The sequence below is a fragment of the Sphingomonas melonis genome (assembly GCF_013409985.1).
GTDB lineage: Bacteria > Pseudomonadota > Alphaproteobacteria > Sphingomonadales > Sphingomonadaceae > Sphingomonas > Sphingomonas melonis_A.
This window is the reverse complement of record NZ_JACCBY010000001.1, coordinates 678,021-696,921: the sequence shown is the minus strand read 5'-3', so window position 1 is coordinate 696,921 and position 18,901 is coordinate 678,021. Positions and strand designations below refer to the sequence as shown.

At 69.1% G+C, this 18,901-nt stretch carries 14 protein-coding genes; 7 read left to right on the top strand and 7 right to left on the bottom strand.

Annotation, left to right across the window (positions count from 1 at the left end):
- Positions 1-27: 27 nt before the first annotated feature.
- From HD841_RS03525 to HD841_RS03505, 5 genes are read right to left on the bottom strand one after another with little or no spacing between them, the layout of a single operon-like run.
- On the bottom strand, positions 28-1,596 hold the full coding sequence (locus tag HD841_RS03525) for a glycoside hydrolase family 43 protein (RefSeq protein ID WP_179507483.1): 1,569 nt from the start codon (positions 1,594-1,596) through the stop codon (positions 28-30).
- On the bottom strand, positions 1,593-2,654 hold the full coding sequence (locus tag HD841_RS03520; RefSeq protein WP_218845355.1) for an alpha/beta hydrolase: 1,062 nt from the start codon (positions 2,652-2,654) through the stop codon (positions 1,593-1,595). Before HD841_RS03520 ends, HD841_RS03525 begins: the two co-directional genes overlap by 4 nt.
- A gap of 29 nt (positions 2,655-2,683) precedes the next feature.
- Complete coding sequence (locus tag HD841_RS03515; RefSeq protein WP_373562917.1) at positions 2,684-4,348, bottom strand: GH39 family glycosyl hydrolase; 1,665 nt, start codon at positions 4,346-4,348, stop codon at positions 2,684-2,686.
- Between the two features lie 4 nt (positions 4,349-4,352).
- Entirely contained in the window at positions 4,353-5,936 is a 1,584-nt protein-coding gene (locus HD841_RS03510) for an alpha-N-arabinofuranosidase (RefSeq protein ID WP_179507481.1), read from the bottom strand.
- 35 nt (positions 5,937-5,971) lie between these two features.
- Positions 5,972-6,154 carry a hypothetical protein gene (locus tag HD841_RS03505; protein WP_179507480.1) on the bottom strand — a complete coding sequence of 61 codons (183 nt, stop codon included), beginning with the start codon at positions 6,152-6,154 and terminating at the stop codon, positions 5,972-5,974.
- 251 nt (positions 6,155-6,405) lie between these two features.
- On the opposite strand from HD841_RS03505, the gene HD841_RS03500 reads away from it, so the two are divergent.
- On the top strand, positions 6,406-8,055 hold the full coding sequence (locus HD841_RS03500) for a glycoside hydrolase family 43 protein (protein ID WP_179507479.1): 1,650 nt from the start codon (positions 6,406-6,408) through the stop codon (positions 8,053-8,055).
- A gap of 62 nt (positions 8,056-8,117) precedes the next feature.
- Here HD841_RS03500 and HD841_RS03495 read toward each other — a convergent pair whose 3' ends face one another.
- Both HD841_RS03495 and HD841_RS03490 read right to left on the bottom strand, forming a co-directional pair.
- The gene (locus tag HD841_RS03495; RefSeq protein WP_179507478.1) at positions 8,118-9,542 is read right to left on the bottom strand and encodes a sugar porter family MFS transporter; all 1,425 of its coding nucleotides are present in this window, start codon (positions 9,540-9,542) and stop codon (positions 8,118-8,120) included.
- Positions 9,543-9,586: 44 nt separating this feature from the next.
- Positions 9,587-11,404: an IlvD/Edd family dehydratase gene (locus HD841_RS03490; RefSeq protein ID WP_218845354.1), complete on the bottom strand. Its 1,818-nt coding sequence runs from the start codon at positions 11,402-11,404 to the stop codon at positions 9,587-9,589.
- A 259-nt stretch (positions 11,405-11,663) separates the two neighbouring features.
- Here HD841_RS03490 and HD841_RS03485 point away from each other — a divergent pair, with 259 nt between their 5' ends.
- From HD841_RS03485 to HD841_RS03460, 6 genes are all read left to right on the top strand, one after another.
- Positions 11,664-12,773: a glycoside hydrolase family 43 protein gene (locus HD841_RS03485; RefSeq protein ID WP_179507476.1), complete on the top strand. Its 1,110-nt coding sequence runs from the start codon at positions 11,664-11,666 to the stop codon at positions 12,771-12,773.
- Between the two features lie 8 nt (positions 12,774-12,781).
- A complete protein-coding gene (gene xylB / locus HD841_RS03480) occupies positions 12,782-14,224 on the top strand; it encodes a xylulokinase (protein WP_179507475.1) in 1,443 nt (480 codons plus the stop codon).
- The gene (gene xylA / locus HD841_RS03475) at positions 14,221-15,531 is read left to right on the top strand and encodes a xylose isomerase (protein ID WP_179508077.1); all 1,311 of its coding nucleotides are present in this window, start codon (positions 14,221-14,223) and stop codon (positions 15,529-15,531) included. Before xylB ends, xylA begins: the two co-directional genes overlap by 4 nt.
- Before the next feature lie 236 nt (positions 15,532-15,767).
- Positions 15,768-16,655 (top strand): alpha/beta hydrolase, encoded by an 888-nt coding sequence (locus tag HD841_RS03470; RefSeq protein WP_179507474.1) that lies wholly within the window; start codon positions 15,768-15,770, stop codon positions 16,653-16,655.
- 32 nt (positions 16,656-16,687) lie between these two features.
- Positions 16,688-17,641 (top strand): alpha/beta hydrolase, encoded by a 954-nt coding sequence (locus tag HD841_RS03465; protein WP_179507473.1) that lies wholly within the window; start codon positions 16,688-16,690, stop codon positions 17,639-17,641.
- A 158-nt stretch (positions 17,642-17,799) separates the two neighbouring features.
- Positions 17,800-18,801 (top strand): glycosyltransferase family 2 protein, encoded by a 1,002-nt coding sequence (locus HD841_RS03460; RefSeq protein ID WP_179507472.1) that lies wholly within the window; start codon positions 17,800-17,802, stop codon positions 18,799-18,801.
- Positions 18,802-18,901 lie beyond the last annotated feature (100 nt).

Sequence of the window (18,901 nt, the reverse complement as noted above, 5' to 3'; positions counted from 1 at the left end):
GGATATCGCCCCGCCCCAGCACGAGCGTTACGGCCGCACCGTCCCCGCCGGCGCCAGCGGCGACAATGTGAAGCGATCGATGTCGATCCACCCGGCACTCGCCTTGTCCGCATAGCAGAACAGCGCGAATTGCTCGCCCTGGAAGGTGCCGGTGCGCCACGCGAACGCCAGCGGCGCGTCACCGCCGAGCGCCGTCCAGCGCCGCCCGTCGACACTATAGGCGAACCGGCTGCGGTCGGTGGTGAAGTCCATGTCGGTGCGCAGCCACAAAGTGTCGCCGCGCGGCAGCTGTGCCGTCGCGCGCGTCGTGGTCACCGCCCCGCCGACCCTGTCCTCCGTCACCTCAGCACTGATCGCGGCCGTGCCGTCGGCACCGCGGGTGACGGTCAGATTGGCGCTATACTGGCCGAGCGTGCCGAAGCCGCAGCGGTCGCCGGGCGCGAGATGGCGGATGTCGAGCTTCACCTCGCCGCGGCTCGCCGGCCCCTGCCCCTTCTGGGTCAGCGTGTTGCGCGCGGTCCAGAACCGCTCCGCCACCGTCGGCCGCAGCCGCAGCCAGCCCGGCCGCTGGCGCAGCGACCAGCGTGCGGGATCGGGATTGTGGTTCCACTGCCATTGCAGCCCCAGCCGCGGCGCGCTGAAATCGTCGGAGGTCGCCGGCTCGGCGAACGGCGCACCGGCGATCGGCTTGGCGGCACGGCGCGGCACGGCGCCGGGCGCGGCCGGCGTGCCCCATACCGGCCAGTCGTCCTGCCAGAATACCGGGCTCATATTGGTCATCCGGCCGATCGCGCCGCTGTCCTCCATCACGAAGCCGAACCAGCGGCCGTCGGGCAGGTCGACCAGCGCGCCCTGGTGGCCGCCGGTCTTGTCGTCGATCTGGTCGCGCGTCTCCCACGGCCCGAACAGGCTGCGCGCGCGCGACACGGTCAGCGCCAGCCGCGGCGGCAGCGAATTGAACAGATAATAATAGTCACCGCGGCGGATGATCTTCGATCCCTCCGCACCCTTGATGTAATGGATGCGCCGCGCGTCGGTGACGTGCGCCAGCTGCGCATCCAGCGTCAGCAGCGTCACCGTGCCGTTGGCCGTGCTCGCCGTGGCGAGATAGGCGCGGCCGTCCGCCTCGATGAACAGGCCGGGATCGAACGCCTCACGCTCCAGCTCGTGATAGCGCCACGGCCCGCGCACGTCCTTGGCGTACCAGATGCGCGTCTTCTGCCCGACCGGCGTATTGGCGAGATAATAGGTGCCGGCATGGTAGCGCAGGCTGGAGGCGAACAGCCCCTTGCGATAGGCATTGCCGCCCTTGAGGTCGTAGTGCGGCAGCCCCTCCAGCCGGTCGACGAGGTGCGAGACGATCGTCCAGTTGACCAGGTCGCGGCTGTGCAGGATGGTGATCCCCGGCACGTTGGCGAAGGTGGTGCTCGCCATGTAGAAGTCGCGGCCGACGCGGATGACGTCGGGATCGGGATAATCGGCGTAGAGCACCGGGTTGCGGAACGTGCCGTCGCCCTGGTCCGACCGCCACACCTGCGCCGACGCGGTCGTGGCCAGCAGCGCCGCCGCCGCCGCGAATCCCCAGCCGCGCGTCATCGACCGAACACCAGCGCGCGCGAGAAGAAGGGCAGCATGGCGTCCTGCACCCGGCCGGCGACGCCGCTGGTATGGTCGCCCGGATAGATCTGGAAGCTGTTGGCGATGCCGTAGCGGTCGAGCCCGGCGTGGAGCCTCTCGGCGTCGTCCTTCAGCCCGTCGCGGTCGCCGACATCGATGCCGATCGCCGCATAGCGCCTGAGGTTGCCGGCATATTGGTCAAGCATCGCGAGCGGCGCATTCGCCGACCAGCGCGCCAGAACGTCGGGCTGCGGCACGCCGTCCTTGATCGGCAGGTCGAGGAACAGCGGCGGCGCCTTGGGGTTGGGCGACCAGGCCGCCGCGGTGGCGAGCTGCGCGCGCAGGCCCCAGGACAATCTGGCGCTGTCGGCGGGCGCGCGCAGGCTGCGCAGCGCCGCCTCGTTGGCGGCATCGGGCGTGCCGAGCGCGCGCGTCGACAGGCAGCACGGGCTCATCATGTACAGCGCGCCGAACGTCTCGGGATGTTTCATCCCGATCCGCGCGGTGCCGTAGCCGCCCATCGAATGGCCGGCGAGGCCGCGGCTGCGCCGGTCGGCGATCGTCCGGTAATGGCCATCGACATAGGCGACGAGGTCCCTCGCGATGAACGTCTCGAAGTCGCCGACCGTCACCGAGCTGGAATAGAAGGAGCCGTTGTGCACCGTCTTGCTGTCGGGCAGCACGACGATCATCTCGCGCGCGCCCTTGGCGAAGGCGCCCTCCACCGTCTGCGGCACGTGGATCTCGCCGATCCATTGCTCGGCGCCGATCGAATAGCCGTGCAGCGCATAGACCACCGGATAGCGCCGCGTCGGACTGCTGCGATAGCTCGGCGGCAGCACGACCAGCACCGCGCGATCGGGGCTCTCGCCCTCCAGATTGCCCTCGATGCTGGGGGCGTGGACGGTGACGCGCTCGATCGTCACCGGCTTGGCGCCCGGCACCGGCGCGGGGGCTGGCGTCGCCACCTGCGCCGATGCGCCGCCGACGGTGAGCGCCAGTGCGATGGCAAGCGCGCCGACACGGAAGGAAGTCATCGCGGTCAATCCTCTGCTGGAAACGGGGATCATAATTCGACGAGCACCACGCCCTGCCGCGGCACGGTCAGCGCCAGCCGGCCGCCGGTCAGGCGCACGGCTTCGGGCGCCAGTCGCGCGGCGCGTTTCAGTGCCGCGACCTGCGTCGCGGTCGGCCGCGCCGGCGCGCCCATCGCCTGCCATGCGCCGAACGCATTGGCGTGGCGCGCATCGACCCGCCAGAGCCGCCCGGCCGCGGCCGGCGCGACATGCGCGACGTCGAGCGCGATGCGTGCTTCCGCGCCCGCGACGTCGTCATCATGGTAATGCCACAGCAGCAGCGCGACGCGCCCCGGCGCGGTTCGCGTCGCGAGCACGCCGACATCCGGCGCCCCGCGCACCCCGTCGCGCAGCATCGTGTCGAGCGGCACCTGTCCGTCGCTGCGCGCGTCGAGCCGCTCCGCCCCCAGTTTCGCGAACAGCCGGAAGACGTTGAGCACGGCCAGATCGACGCCGTTGGTGGCAAGCTGGCGATAGCCGGCGAACCACGGCTGGCCGACGAACGTATAGGACCAGGCGAGCGCACCCTCCAGCCGCGTCCCGCGCCGCTGCGCCAGCTCCCACAGCCGCGCATAGCTCGCCGCGGTGTAGCTCGCGTAGAGCGGGCCGTTGCGATAGGCGTTGGCCGGTCCCGGGCAGGCGGCGCAGCCTTCGGGATCGTTCTCGCCGATCACCACCGGCTTGCCGGCAAGCTGCGGCACCGCGGCGAAGGCGGCGAACGCCTCGTCCGCGGTGCGCAACTGGTTGGCGATCCCCATGCGGACATGGCCGTCGACCACCGTCGGCTGGCCCTTGGCGTGGAAGGACAGGAAGTCGGTCGGCGTGCCGGTCTTGCCGGTCGCATGGTTGGTGCCGGTGGTGACGTGGCGCAGGAAGCCCTGCATGAACGTGCCGCCCGCACCGGCGAGATCGGGCCCGCCGACCCGCGCGCTCTGCAGTGCACGGCGGATCGCATCGACGGTGATGTCGTGCAGCCGGTAGAAGGCGTCGGGACTGGCGCTCCAGTAGAAGCGCAGATTGGGCTCGTTCCACGTCTGGAAATACCAGCGCTCCACCTCGGCGCGGCCGTAGCGCGCGACATTGTGGCGCGTCCATTGGTAGACGAGGTCGGCCCAGCGTGCCTCGTCGCGCGGCGGATAGGTCCAGCCGGCGGTCCCCTTGGCATCGACGCCCGGCGCCCAGGGCAGGCGATAGGGCGTGCCCGGCGGCGCGGCGCTGAGTGCCGCGGGCATGAACCCGATCTCGAGATAGGGGTGGATGCCGGCGGCGCGATAGCTGTCGATGATGCCGTCGACGATCCGCCAGTCGTACACCGGCCTGCCGTCGCGCTCGGTGTAGATGTTGGTGCTGCCCCATTTGAAATCGGCGGTGCCGTCGCCGCTGGTCAGCAGGTTGTGCGCGCGGAAATACACCTCGCCCGGTCGCAGCCGGCCGAGTTCGACGAGCAGCCGCTTGCCCTCCGCCATCGTCGCGTAATTGGGTTCGTCGGCGCCGAAGAAGCGCCAGATCGGCGGCAGCGGCGCGGTGACGCGCGCCGCATCGACGCTGACGTGCACCGCGCGCGGGGACGGCGCCGGTGCCGGCGCCGCCGCGGTCAGCAGCGCGAGCGCCGCCGCCGCCGCCGACCGGCACCACGAGGGGAGGTCGCCGCGCACCGGCTCAGCGCAGGTCGAGCACGACGACCGACTTGGCCGGCAGCGTCAGCGTCAGCGTGCCGCCCGCCACCTGCGCGCCGGTGAACGGCTGCGGCGTCACCGTATCGGGCGCATCGAAGCTGTTGTGCGTGTCCATCGCCGCGCCGGTGACGATCCGGCCGCTCGCCTGCCCGGCCTGCACGCCGGTCAGCGCCACCGACACCGGCAGCGCGCGGTGCGGATCGAGGTTGACCAGCGCGACGTGCACCTGCCCGGCGGCGTCGCGCACCGCGGAGGCGCTGACCGCCGGAACCGCCACCTCGTCCTTGTGATACCAGGGCGAGGTCAGCGTGATCGGCAGCGCGGTCGCCCCCTGCCACGGCTTGTACAGGTCGAACACCCAATAGGTCGGCGTCTTCACCATCCGCGGCCCGTCGGTGAGCAGCATCGCCTGCAGCACGTTCACCATCTGCGCGATCGCCGCCATCCGCACCCGGTCGGCATGCGCGACGAAGATGTTGAGGTTGAGCCCGGCGACCACCGCGTCGCGGATCGAATTCTGCTGTTCGAGGAAGCCGGGGTTGCTGCCCGGCGTCGGGTCGTACCACGTGCCCCATTCGTCCACCGCCAGCATCACGCGCTTGGCGGGATCGTATTTGTCCATGATCGCGGCGTGCTTGGTCAGGAACTCGTCCATCTGCAGCGTGTGCTGCATCGTCGTCGCCCATTCATGCTCGGAAAAGCCGATCGCCGGCCCCTTGTCCTTCCAGTCCTTGTCGCGTGGCCGGGTGTAATAATGCAGCGCCAGCCCGTCGATGGTCTTGCCGGCGATGCGCATCATCGCCTCGGTCCATTCGTAGTTGGAATCGCTCGGGCCGCTGGCGATCTTGAGCATCGGGCCGTTCGCCGACTTGGCGAATTGCGCATAGCGGTTGGTCTCGTCGGCGGCATACTCGGCGCGCATATTGCCGCCGCAGCCCCACAATTCGTTGCCGATGCCGAGATAGCGCACCTTCCACGGCTCGGCATGGCCGTTCTTCGCGCGCTCCTTGGCGAGCACGCTGCTGCCCTTGGCGGCGGTCATATATTCCACCCATTGCGCGGTCTCGGCGGGCGGCGCGCTGCCGAGGTTGGCGCCGACGTAGCTGCTCGCGCCCAGCCGCTCCATCAGCCCGAAATATTCGTGCGTGCCGAAGCTGTTGTCCTCGTTGACCCCGCCCCAGTTGGTGTTGACCTTGCCGGGCCGGTCCTTCGCCGGGCCGATGCCGTCGCGCCAGTGATATTCGTCGGCGAAACAGCCGCCGGGCCAGCGCACCATCGGCACGTTGATCGCCTTCAGCGCGGCGAGCACGTCGCGGCGATAGCCCGCGTCATTGGGGATGCGCGACTTCGGCCCGACCCAGATCCCGCCATAGATGCCGTGGCCGAGATGCTCGGCAAACTGTCCGAACACGTCGCGATGCACCTGCGGCCCGGGCGTGTCGGCGCGCAGGGTGGCGCTGACCGTCCCGGTGTCGCGCTCCTGCGCCAGCCCCGGCGCGGGCGGCGCGAGCCCGGCAAGCAGCAGCGGCAGCAGCGCGCGCACGGCGCGGGGGCGGAACGGGGTCATGGGTCTTCCTCTCGTGATGGCGGCGGGCGCGGGAGTCAGGATCGGCGCAACGGCCGGCGCGCCGGCGGGCGGCTCAGGCCGAAAGCGGCAGGAATGGGTGCGCGCCCGTCGGCGCCGGTCGGCAGCGACCCGTCGCCGCACATGACGCGCGCGAGCCCCGTGACGCCCGTCATCGACGCGCCCGTTGCCTCATGGTGATCCGCGGATAGCCCGGTCATCCCCTCCTCCTTTCGTCGCGCGCGACGAACCGGTCTGCGATCGTCGTCGGCCTGCTGACGGGATCGCGCCGCTTCTGTTCTTGCGCGCTAGGACGAAGCGTAAACTGGTAACGCTACCGTGTCCATCTCAGCCCGCGCTTATTTGTCGGGCAATTTCAGGCCGAAAGTCACGCACCGGCTGGCACAGCGCCTCGGTAGCGCTATAGTTACCGCAACGGCCGGCGCATCCAGCATCGGCAATTGTAGGAGAGATGAGGATGGCGGAACGTGCCATGATTGTGGCGCTGGCATTGGCCGGCGGCTCGGCGGCGATGGCGAGCGAGGCGCCCCGCTTCAGCCGCTTCGCCTATCAGGGGCAGTCGCAGGAGAAGGTCACGCCCGCGCCGGGCGACTATCGCAACCCGATCCTCGCCGGCTATTATCCCGATCCGTCGGTGACGCGGGTCGGCGACGATTATTATCTGGTCAATTCGTCCTTCGCGCATTTCCCCGGCCTGCCGGTCTTCCACTCGAAGGACCTCGTCCACTGGACGCAGATCGGCAATGCGATCGACCGCCCCGGCCAGCTCGACTTCACCGGCCGCCGCACCTCCGAAGCGGTGTTCGCGCCCGACATCTCCTATCACGCCGGCACCTTCTACATCGTCAACACCTGCGTCTCCTGCAAAGGCAATTTTGTCATCACCGCGAAGAATCCGGCCGGCCCCTGGTCCGACCCGATCTGGCTGCCGTTCGAGGGGATCGACCCGTCGATCTACTGGGAGGGCGACCGCGCCTTCATCGTCAACAACCGCGCCCCCGCCGAGCCGCCGCGCTACGAGGGCCATCGCGCCATCTGGGTGCAGGAATATGACTGGCGCGCCGGCAAGATGGTCGGCGAGAGCACGCAGCTGATCAACGGCGGCGTCGACATCAGCAAGAAACCGGTGTGGATCGAGGGGCCGCACATCCTCAAGAAGGACGGCTATTACTACCTCACCGCCGCCGAGGGCGGCACCAGCGTCAACCATTCGCAGGTCGTGTTCCGCTCGCGCGACATGCGCGGGCCGTATGTGCCGTTCGCCGGCAATCCGATCCTGACGCAGCGCGATCTCGATCCGGCGCGTCCCCATCCGATCACCTCGGCGGGCCATGCCGAACTGGTGCAGACGCAGAACGGCGACTGGTGGGCGACCTTCCTCGCGGTGCGCCCCTATGCCGACAATTACTACAATATCGGCCGCGAGACCTTCCTGCTACCGGTGACCTGGCAACAGGGCTGGCCGATGATCCTGCCGCACGGGAAGCCGATCCCGTTCACCGCGCCCGCGCCCAAACTGCCGCAGCAGCGGCCGCCGGCGCTGCCGACCAGCGGCGACTTCGGCTATACCGACACGTTCGCCGGCCCCAAGCTGGCGATGCAGTGGATCGGCGTGCGCACGCCGAAACAGCCGGTCTATCGGATCGACCGTCACGAGCTGGTGCTCGAACGCGGCGCACCGATGGGCGACCTCAACGGCGTTCCCGCCTTCGTCGCCCGCCGCCAGCACCATCATATCGCGACGATGAGCACGACGGTGCGCTTCACGCCCGACAGCGACGGCGAACGCGCCGGGCTCGCCGCGATGCAGAGCGACCGCAACTTTCTGTTCTTCGGCATCACCCGCATCGCGGGCAAGCCGATGGTCGCGCTCTACACCAGCGACAAGGGGGCCGAGCGGCTCGTCGCCTCGGCGCCGGTCGTCACCACCGCGCCGGTGACGCTGACCATCCGCGCCAATGGCGGCACGATGGCGTTCGACTATCAGGCCGGCACAGCGCGCCGGACGCTCGCCGCCGATGTCGATGCGCGCTTCCTCAGCACCCAGGCGGCGACCGGCTTCGTCGGCACCCTGGTCGGCCCCTACGCCTGGCGGCGCTGACACGAAAAAGGGGCGGTCCCGCAGGACCGCCCCTCTTTGCGAACACGACGATGACCGGCGGATCAGCCCGCCATGTCTTCCAGTTCGCGGCCCGCGGTCTCGTGGACCATCTTGCGCACGAAGAAGAACGACGCCGCCGCGAAGAAGGCATAGCCGAAATAGGTCACCGCCAGGCCCGGCGACACCGCCAGCGCCGGGAAGCTGACCGAGATCGCGGCATTGGCGATCCACTGCGCGAAGCCCGACACCGCCAGACCCGAACCGCGGATCTGGTTGGGGAACATCTCGCCGAGCATGACCCACATCACCGGGCCCCAGCTGCCGTTGAAGAAGATCACGTAGAGGTTGGCCGCGATCAGCGCGATCATGCCGTTATGGCCGGGCAGCGACACGGCGCCCGCCGCATCGGTGACCGCCGTCGAGAAGGCCCAGGCGACCACCGCCAGCGTCACCGCCATGCCGGCCGAACCGACGAGCAGCAGCGGCTTGCGGCCGATCTTGTCGACGGTCGCGATCGTGAACAGGCAGGCCGCGATCGACAGCACGCCCGACAGGATGTTGATCTGCAGCGCATTGTCCTCGGTGAAGCCGACCGCTTCCCACAGTACCGCGCCATAATAGAAGACGACGTTGATGCCGACGAGCTGCTGGAAGATGGCAAGGCCGATGCCCGCCCACAGGATCGGGCGGATCTTGCCGGTGGTCTTGTCGCGCAGGTCCGACAGCTTGGGCTTGTGGTGATCGGCGGCGAGCGAGTTGCGGATCTCGACGACCTTGCGATCGGCCTCGACGGTGCCGAACAGGCGGACGAGCACGCGATGCGCATCGGCCTCGCGGCCCTTGGCCATCAGGAAGCGCGGGCTTTCCGGGATGACGAACAGCGCGACGAGATAGATCGCCGCCGGGATCGCCTGCAGCCAGAACATCCAGCGCCATGCCGGGAAGCCGAGCCAGAACGGCGCCGTCGAGCCGCCGGCATAGCGGGCGAGCACGAAATTGGCGACGAACGCGCCGGTCAGGCCGGTGATGATCATCACCTGCTGCACGCTGGTCAGCCGGCCACGGATCGACGCGGGGGTGACTTCGGAGATGTAGACCGGCGAGATCACGCTCGCAGCGCCGACGCCGAGGCCGCCGATGATGCGCGCGAAGATGAAGACTTCCGAACCGCTCGCCGCACCGGCGAGCAGCGCGCTGGCGAGGAAGAGGACCGCGGCGAGCATCATCACGTTGCGGCGGCCGATCGCGTCGGCCATCCGGCCGGCGCCGAACGCACCGATCGCCGAACCCACCAGGATCGCGCCGACGTTGACGCCGATACCGAGCCGGCCGAGGGCGAATGCCGCCTCCAGCCCCTTCTGGGTGCCGTTGATGACGCCCGAATCATAGCCGAACATGAAGCCGCCGATCGTCGCCACCGCGACGATCGCGGCAATGAAGCCGTGATTCGTGGCAGTCCCCCCTGCCCTCCCTATCGTATCCGTCATCGTCTCTCCTGTGCCGGTCACCGCCGGCGAAATGGGTTAAAATACTAGTGGTTATGCCGCGGCGTGCGCGCGGCGATACCCCGATATTTAAGCGCGAAGTCGAGCACGCCGCCCTCACCGAGCTGTCCGGTCTTTTCCCGGTACAGTTCTTCCCACGGCGTGTGGCTCTCGGCAATGGGGGGCGCTGCCTCGCCGCGCCGGCGGGCGATCTCCGCAGCGTCGACCAGCGCGTCGCAGCGGCCCGCGGCGAGGTCGATGCGGATCACGTCGCCGGTCTGCAACCACGACAGGCCGCCGCCGACCGCGCTTTCCGGGCTGGCGTTGAGGATCGAGGGGCTGTCCGACGTACCCGACTGGCGCCCGTCGCCGAGCGTCGGCAGCGTCAGGATGCCGCGCTGGATCAGATGGTCGGGCGGCTGCATGTTGACCACTTCCGCCGATCCCGGCCAGCCGATCGGGCCGGCGCCGCGGATCACCAGGATCGAGCCTTCGTCGATGCCGAGCGCGGGATCGTTGATGCGGTGATGGTAATCGTCCGATCCCTCGAACACCACGGCGCGCGCCTCGAACACGTTCTCGCGGCCCGGCACGGTCAGATAGCGTTCGCGGAAGGCGGGCGAGATCACGCTCGTCTTCATGATCGCGAAGTCGAACAGATTGCCGGTGAGCACCAGGAACCCCGCCTGCTCCTTGAGCGGCTGGTCATAGGGCCGGATGACCTCGCGGTCGGTGGCGGTGCGGCCGGCGAGGTTCTCGGCGATGCTGCGCCCGGTGACGGTCAGGCAGTCGCCGTCGAGCTTGCCCGCGCCGAGCAGCTCGCTCATCACCGCCGGCACGCCGCCGGCCCGGTGGAAGCGCTCGCCGAGGAACCGCCCGGCGGGCTGGACGTCGACGAGCAGCGGCAGGTCGTAGCCATGCTCCATCCAGTCGCTCGGCCGCACCTCGACCCCGGCATGCGCCGCCATCGCCTGGATATGCGGCTGCGCGTTCGACGATCCGCCGATCGCGGTGACGACGCGCAGCGCGTTGAGGAAGCTTTCGCGCGTCAGGATGCGCGACGGGCGCAGGTCTTCATACGCCATGTCGACGATGCGGCGGCCGGTCTCATAGGCGAACTGGCCGCGCTCGCGGTACGGTGCGGGGATCGCCGCGCAGCCGGGCAGCGACAGGCCGAGCGCCTCGGCGACCGCGTTCATCGTCGAGGCGGTACCCATCGTATTGCAATGGCCGGCCGAGGGCGCGCTGTCGGTGGCGCGCTGCAGGAATTCCTCCTCGTCGATCTCGCCCGCCGCCAGCTTGCGCCGCGAGCGCCAGATGACGGTGCCCGATCCGACCAGCTCGCCCTCGTGCCAGCCGTCGAGCATCGGCCCGCCCGACAGCACGATCGCCGGAATGTCGACGGTGGCGGCGGCCATGATCCCCGACGGCGTCGTCTTGTCGCAGCCGGTGGTCAGCACCACCGCGTCGATCGGATAGCCGTACAGCGTCTCGACCAGCCCGAGATAGGCGAGGTTGCGGTCGAGCGCCGCGGTCGGCCGGCGGCAATTCTCGAAGATCGGATGGACCGGGAATTCGAGCGGGATGCCGCCCGCGTCGCGGATGCCGTCGCGCACCCGCCGCGCCAGATCGAGGTGGATGCGGTTGCACGGCGACAGGTCGCTGCCGGTCTGGGCGATGCCGATGATCGGCCGGCCCGAGCGCAGCTCCGCCGGGGTCAGGCCGTAGTTCATGAAGCGCTCGAGATAGAGCGCGGTCATGTCCGCGCGGGCCGGGTCGGCGAACCAGTCGCGCGAGCGGAAGGGACGAACCGGTTGGCGTGACACGCTGGACTCTCCACTTGGATGATGCCGGGCCCGGCCCATCCCTTGGGTGGTATCGCTATCAGGCCAAGGGCGCACGTCAAGGCTTCACGCGGCGCGGTTGCGACCGCCCGCCAGCCCCGATCCCGATTCGGTACGATCGCGATCGATCGCGATCGGCATCGGCGCATTTCCGGGCTTCCGGCCCGTCCCGGAACGGCTTGCGCCCCGCCGAAGCCCCTCATATGGTAGCGCTATCCCGCACATGCGGCACATCCCGCAGGCCTCGTCAGAAGGCCGCCACTAGGAAGGACCATCGGCCATGAGGCTTCGTCTCGCCCTCTGCCTGACCGCCGCCACGCTCGGCGCCACCGCCACGCTCGCGATCGCGCAGGTCGCCAGGCCCGCCAAGTCGGCGACCGCCGCCGCCGAACCGCGCAGCCCCGAGGGCAAGCGCTACCTCAGCCAGCCGTTGGTCAAGAACCTCTATTTCGCCGACCCCTCCGCGCACGTCTTCAACGGCAAGCTCTACGTCTATCCCAGCCACGACGTCGACGCCGGCATCCCCGACGACGATCTCGGCACGCAATATGCGATGCACGACTATCGCGTGCTCAGCATGGACCGCGTCGGCGGCCCGGTGACGGTGCACCCGGTGGCGATCGACGTGAAGGACATCCCCTGGGCTTCCAAGCAGACCTGGGCGCCTGATGCCGCCTACAAGAACGGCACTTATTATCTCTACATGCCCGCGCGCGACAAACAGGGCGTGTTCCGCATCGGCGTCGCCACGTCCAAGTCGCCGACCGGCCCGTTCAAGGCCGAGCCGGCACCGATCAAGGGCAGCTTCTCGATCGATCCCGCCGTGTTCACCGACACCGACGGCCAGAGCTACATGTATTTCGGCGGCATCTGGGGCGGCCAGCTCCAGCGCTGGGCCAGCGGCCGCTTCGACCCCAACGCCGGCGACACCGACCTGAAGCAGGACGACAAGCCCGCGCTGTCGCCCAAGATGGCGCGCCTGTCGGCCGACATGAAGCAGTTCGCCGAGCCGCCGCGCGACGTCGTCATCACCGACGAGGCCGGCAAGCCGGTGCTCGGCGGCGACCACGACCGCCGCTTCTTCGAGGCGTCGTGGGTGTTCAAGCGCGGCGGCAAATATTATTTCACCTATTCGACCGGCGACACCCATTTCCTCAATTACGCGATCGGCAGCACGCCCTACGGCCCGTTCCGCTATACCGGTCATATCCTGTCGCCGGTGCAGGGCTGGACCTCGCATCACTCGATCGTCGAGTTCAAGGGCAAGTGGTGGCTGTTCTATCACGACACGCAATTGTCGAATAAGAACTACCTGCGCTCGGCCAAGGTCGCCGAACTGACCTTCAATCCCGACGGCACGATCGTGCAGCTCGATCCCTTCAAGAACTGAGCGGCAGCATGTTTCTCGGCATCGATATCGGCACGTCCGGCGTCAAGGCGGTCGTCCTCGACACCCACGGCAGCGTCGTCGGACAGGGCACCGCCGCGCTGACCGTGCAGCGGCCGCAGCCCTTGTGGTCGGAACAGGATCCGGACGCCTGGTGGCAGGCGACGACCGCCGCGGTACAGGCGATCGATCCCGAGGTGCGCCGCGCGGTGCGCGGTATCGGCCTCGCCGGCCAGATGCACGGCGCGACGCTGCTCGGCGCCGACGACCGGCCGCTGCGCCCGGCGATCCTGTGGAACGACGGCCGCTCGCACGCCGAATGCGTCGAGCTGGAAGCCGCGGTGCCGGCATTGCACGACATCGCCGGCAATCTCGCGATGCCGGGCTTCACCGCGCCCAAGCTGCAATGGGTCCGCCATCACGAGCCGGAGGTGTTCGCCCGGATCGCCACCGTGCTGCTGCCCAAGGATTATGTCCGGCTGCAGATGACCGGCGAGAAGGTGTCCGACCTGTCCGATTCGGCGGGCACGCTGTGGCTCGACGTCGCCGGCCGGCGCTGGAGCGACACCTTGCTCGCCGCCACCGGCCTCACCGAGGCGCAGATGCCCGCGCTGGTCGAGGGCAGCGCCACCACCGGCCGCCTGCGCCCCGATATCGCCGAGCTCTGGGGCATGGGCAGCGTGCCGGTGGCGGGCGGCGGCGGCGACAATGCCGCCGGCGCGGCGGGCGTCGGCGCGGTGCGCGACGGCGATGCGTTGCTGTCGCTCGGCACCTCGGGCGTGATCTTCGTCGCCACCGACCGCTTCCGCCCCAATGTCGCGGGTGCGGTCCATGCCTTCTGCCACTGCCTGCCCGACATGTGGCACCAGATGGCGGTTCACCTGTCCGCCGCCTCGTGCATCGACTGGGTCGCCAGGATCACCGGCGCGGCGGGTGCCGCGGACCTGTTCGCGCGCGCCGAGCGCGCCGGGCCGGGTGCCGGGCCGGAGCTGTTCCTCCCCTATCTCTCCGGCGAACGCACCCCCCATAACGACGCGCAGGTCCGCGGCGCCTTCCTCCGGCTCGACAACGACACCGGTCCCGACCGGCTGGCGCAGGCGGTGCTGGAAGGCGTCGGCTTCGCGCTCGCCGACGGCGTCCGCGTGCTGCGCGATGCCGGCACGACGATCGAGCGCCTCTCGGTCATCGGCGGCGGCGCGCGCTCGCGCTACTGGGGCGAGACGCTCGCCGCGACGATGGACGTCGAGCTGGTCTACCTCCAGGGCGGCGAGGTCGGGCCGGCGCTCGGCGCCGCGCGCCTCGCCCAGCTCGCGGTCGACGGCGGCAGTCCCACCGACGTCTGCCAGGCACCCCCCGTGTCCCACGTGATCACCCCCGATCCGGCGCTCGTCGAGCGCCTCGCTCCCAAGGGCGCCGCCTTCCGCGACGCCTATCCCCGCATAAGGACCCTCTGATGGCTGACTTTTTCGCCGACATCCCACAAATCCGCTACGAAGGACCGGACAGCGAGAACGAACTCGCCTACCGTTTCTACGACAAGAACCGCGTCGTGCTCGGCAAGACGATGGAAGAGCATCTGCGCTTCGCCGCCTGCTTCTGGCACACCTTCTGCTGGCCCGGCTCCGACGTGTTCGGCGGCGGCACCTTCAACCGCCCGTGGCACCGCGGCCCCAATGACAGCGCCGCCGCGGCCGAGAAGCGCGAGGTCGCGTTCGACTTCTTCCAGAAGCTCGACGTGCCCTTCTATTGCTTCCACGACGTCGACGTGATGGCCGATGCCGCCAACGTCACCGAACATCGCCGCTATTTCGCGGAAGCCGTCGACCACCTCGAAAAGCTGCAGGCCTCGTCGGGCCGCAAGCTGCTGTGGGGCACCGCCAATTTGTTCAGCCACCCGCGCTTCGCCGCCGGCGGCGCGACCAACCCCGATCCCGAGGTCTATGCCTTCGGCGCGATGCAGGTGCGCGACGCGCTCGAGGCGACGCATCGCCTCGGCGGCCAGAACTACGTCCTGTGGGGCGGTCGCGAGGGCTATGAGACGCTGCTCAACACCGACATGAAGCGCGAGCTCGACAATTTCGGCCGCTTCCTCAGCCTGGTCGTCGAGCACAAGCACAAGATCGGCTTCACCGGCACGATCCTGATCGAACCGAAGCCGCACGAGCCGACCAAGCACCAGTATGATTTCGACACCGCGACCGTGTACGGCTTCCTCAAGCGCTACGGCCTCGAGAACGAGGTGCGCGTCAACATCGAGGCGAACCACGCCACGCTGTCGGGCCACACCTTCGAGCATGAGATCGCCACCGCCGGCGCGCTCGGCATCTTCGGTTCGATCGACGCCAACCGCGGCGATCCGCAGAACGGCTGGGACACCGACCAATTCCCCAATTCGGTCGAGGAACTGACGCTGGCGATGGTCGAGATCCTGCGCGCGGGCGGCTTCACCACCGGCGGCTTCAACTTCGACGCCAAGGTACGCCGTCAGTCGATCGACGCGATCGACCTGTTCCACGGCCATGTCGGCGGCATCGACGTCGTCGCCAAGGGCCTGCTCAACGCCGCCGCGCTGATCGAGGACGGTCGTCTCGACGCCGCCAAGACCGAGCGTTACGCGGGCTGGACGGGCGAGTTCGGCGGCAAGATCGCCAATCTCGATCTCGCCGGCATCGCCGATCTCGCGGTCGAGCAGAACATCGATCCGCAGCCGCGCTCGGGCGGTCAGGAGCGGCTCGAGAACCTCATCAACCGTTTCCTCTAACGCTTGCGTGTCCGGCCCCGCACGGGGCCGGACGCCTCCCCGGCCCGGCCACAGCGCCATCGCCCGTCGCGGCGGCACCGCGGTCGGTATCCGCGCCAGCACCGTCACCCCGGACTCGGGGCCAGTTCAACGAGCATGGGGCACGACAATGCTCGCTGCTCACAGGCAATCGCCCCGGCATCGGCCGGGACCCCGGAACGTCGAACACGGCGACCGGACACATTGGGAGAGTGATGATGCGCCGAGCCTTTGCCTTGGCGATCCTGCTGGCCGCGGCGCCGTTGCCCGCGCAGGATCCGGCCCCGCAACAACCGCCCACCTACACCACGATCACGCTGTGGCCCGACGGTGCGCCCGGCTCACGCGCGCGCCGGCAGGAGGCCGAGGTCGCCCGCGATTACTGGGTGCGCAACATCCATGATCCCTCGCTGATCGCCTTCCCCGCCGATCCGGCGCACCGCAACGGCGCCGCGGTCGTCATCATGCCCGGCGGCGGCCACAAATTGCTCGTCTGGACCAACGAGGGCACCAAGGTCGCCACTGCGCTCAACCGCATGGGCATCACCGCCTTCGTCCTCAAATACCGGCTCGCGAACGAGCCCGGCTCGACCTATTCGGTCGAGGGCGACGCCGCCGACGATGCGCGCCGCGCGATGCGCTGGGTGCGCGCCCATGCCGCCGATTACGGCATCGACCCCGCCCGCGTCGGCGCGATGGGCTTTTCCGCCGGCGGCGAACTGGTCTCGCAGATCGCCGACAATCCCGAACCCGCCGGCCGCCCTGCGGTGGATGCGATCGACCGCCTCTCGGCGCGCCCCGATTTCCAGGTGCTCGTGTTCCCCGGACCGCGCGGCATCCCCGCCAAGGCGATCGCCAAGGCGCCACCCGCCTTCATCGTTGCCGGCAGCCGCGACGCCTGCTGCGCGCCGCCCTCGGTCGCGCTCTACGAACAATTGCGCAAGGCCGGCGTGTCGGCGGAACTGCATATGTATGCGGACAGCGATCACGCCTTCAACCTCGACGAATCGAACCGGATCTCGATCCTGCACTGGCCCGACCGGCTCAACGACTGGCTGGCGGACAGCGGCTGGCTGTCGCCCCGGCCGCGTGCCGCCGGGCAATGACACACAATGACGATCATCAGGGAGAGCGAAGCATGAGACACCGGATTTACGCCGCGGCCATTGCATATCTGTTGCGACCGATCGGCATCGGCATCCTCGCCACCGCGGCGCTGAGCGCGCCGGTGCAGGCGCAGAGCGACAAGATGGTGCCGATCCCCACCCCGGCGCAGCCGGGCGCGATCACGCTCGACACCGGCAAGCTGCCCGGCGCGACCGCACCGGAGGCGTGGCACAGCCAATATGGCAGCGTCTTCACCCGCAACGTCACCGTCGCGACGCTGACCCCCTTCCTGCCCGATCCCGCCAGGGCGACGGGCGCGGCGGTCATCGTCGCGCCGGGCGGCGGCTTCCGCACGCTGTCGATGGAGAATGAGGGCTGGGACGTCGCGCGCGCGCTCGCCGCCAAGGGCGTCGCCGCCTTCGTCCTCAAATACCGGCTCAACCCGACGCCGGCCGACATGCCCGGCTTCGAACGGTCGATGGCCGAGATCTTCGCGCCCGGCGCGCGGCCGCCGCGTCCCCGGCCCGACGCGATGGCCGCCGGCCTCGCCCCGCAGATCGCCGACGCCCGCGCCGCCTTCGCCCTGGTCCGCAAGCGCGCGGCCGAATGGCATGTCGACGCCGACCGGATCGGCATGATCGGCTTTTCCGCCGGCGCGATGCTGACGATGGCGACGACGCTGACCGGCGGCGATGCCAGGCCCGCCTTCATCGGCAACATCTATGGCCCGCTGATGGCGGTCACCGTCCCCGCCGACGCGCCGCCGATGTTCGTCGCGCTCGCCGCCGACGATCCGTTCTTCGCCAACGGCGGCTTCGGGCTGATCGAAAGCTGGCGCACCGCCAAGCGCCCGGTCGAATTCCACCTGTTCGAACAGGGCGGCCACGGCTTCGGCATGTACCAGAAGCCGACGACGAGCACCGGCTGGTTCGAGGAATTCAGCCGCTGGCTCGACATGCACGGCCTGCTCAAGCGCCGCGGCTGACCCGCCCCACCCGCTCCGCCCGCCGGCGGAGCGGGCAAGTCTTCGGTCGCGCAGAATCCTGATTCGATACCGACTTGGCGCGATTATCCGTGTGCATGGCATTGCTTCCACCGCTTTCCCCGGTACAGGGTCAAAGAAAAGCAGGGGAGGAACTCGTCATGCAGGCCAGCAAAGTCTCTGTCGCCATGGCGGCATACAATGGTGAGCGGTTCCTTTCCGAGCAACTCCGCTCACTGGCTGAGCAGGAGCATCGTCCGGCCGAACTCGTCATCTGCGACGATCTGTCGACCGACCGCACCGTCGCGATCGTCGAAGCATTCGCACGCACCGCTCCCTTCCCCGTCCGCCTCTATCGTAACGAGGCGCGGCTGCGCTTCTCCGAGAACTTCATGAAGGCGATCCGCCTGTGCGAGAGCCGCTACATCGCCTTCTGCGATCAGGACGACATCTGGCATCCGTCGAAGATCGCGCGGTCGCTCGACGCGATGGCCACGACCGGATCGCTGCTCTGCTCGCACCGCGTCGATCTGATTGACGAGGCCGGCACGCGGATCGGCAGGTCGTTCAACCTCTCCCGGCACGCGATCCTGTCCGGGCAGAGCTTCGAACCATGGGGCGTCTTCCTCGGCTTCACCTGCACGATCGACCGCCAATTGCTGCACCTGATCGATCCGGCGACGCGGCCGCACGACCTGATCGAATATGATCGGCCGATGTCGCACGACCGCTGGTTCTATCTGGTTGCCGGGCTGTTCGGCAACGCATGCTATATCGACGAGCCGCTCGCTCTGTATCGCCAGCATGGCGGCAACGTCTTCGGCAGTGGCCGAACCTCGATCGTCGGCCGGGTGCGTAAGGCGGTGCGCAAATATCCCACCTATATCGAGCAGCGGGAGCGCATCGCCGCGGAGACGGCCCGCCTGCTGGCGCGCCTGCGCGGCGACATTGACTCCGCCGCCTTCCACACCGCCGTGGATCGCTGGTCGGGCGTGGCGGCCTTTTATGCGGCGCGTCAGGCGGTTTTCGCCCATCCGAACGTCGTCGTCCGGCTGCGGCGGCTCTACGCGGCCTATCGCCAGCGCCACTATCGTCGTGGTTGGGGCCGCGGCGGTGCATCACTTATCATACAGGACGCAATCGCCGCGGTGATTGCGCGCTAGCGCGGGAGCGTGTCCACGGCGTCGCCAGCGCGACGCAGCCAGCACAACGGCTTACCGAACGCCGGTGGACGCATCGCCGGGGCGGACGTAGGGCGCAGGC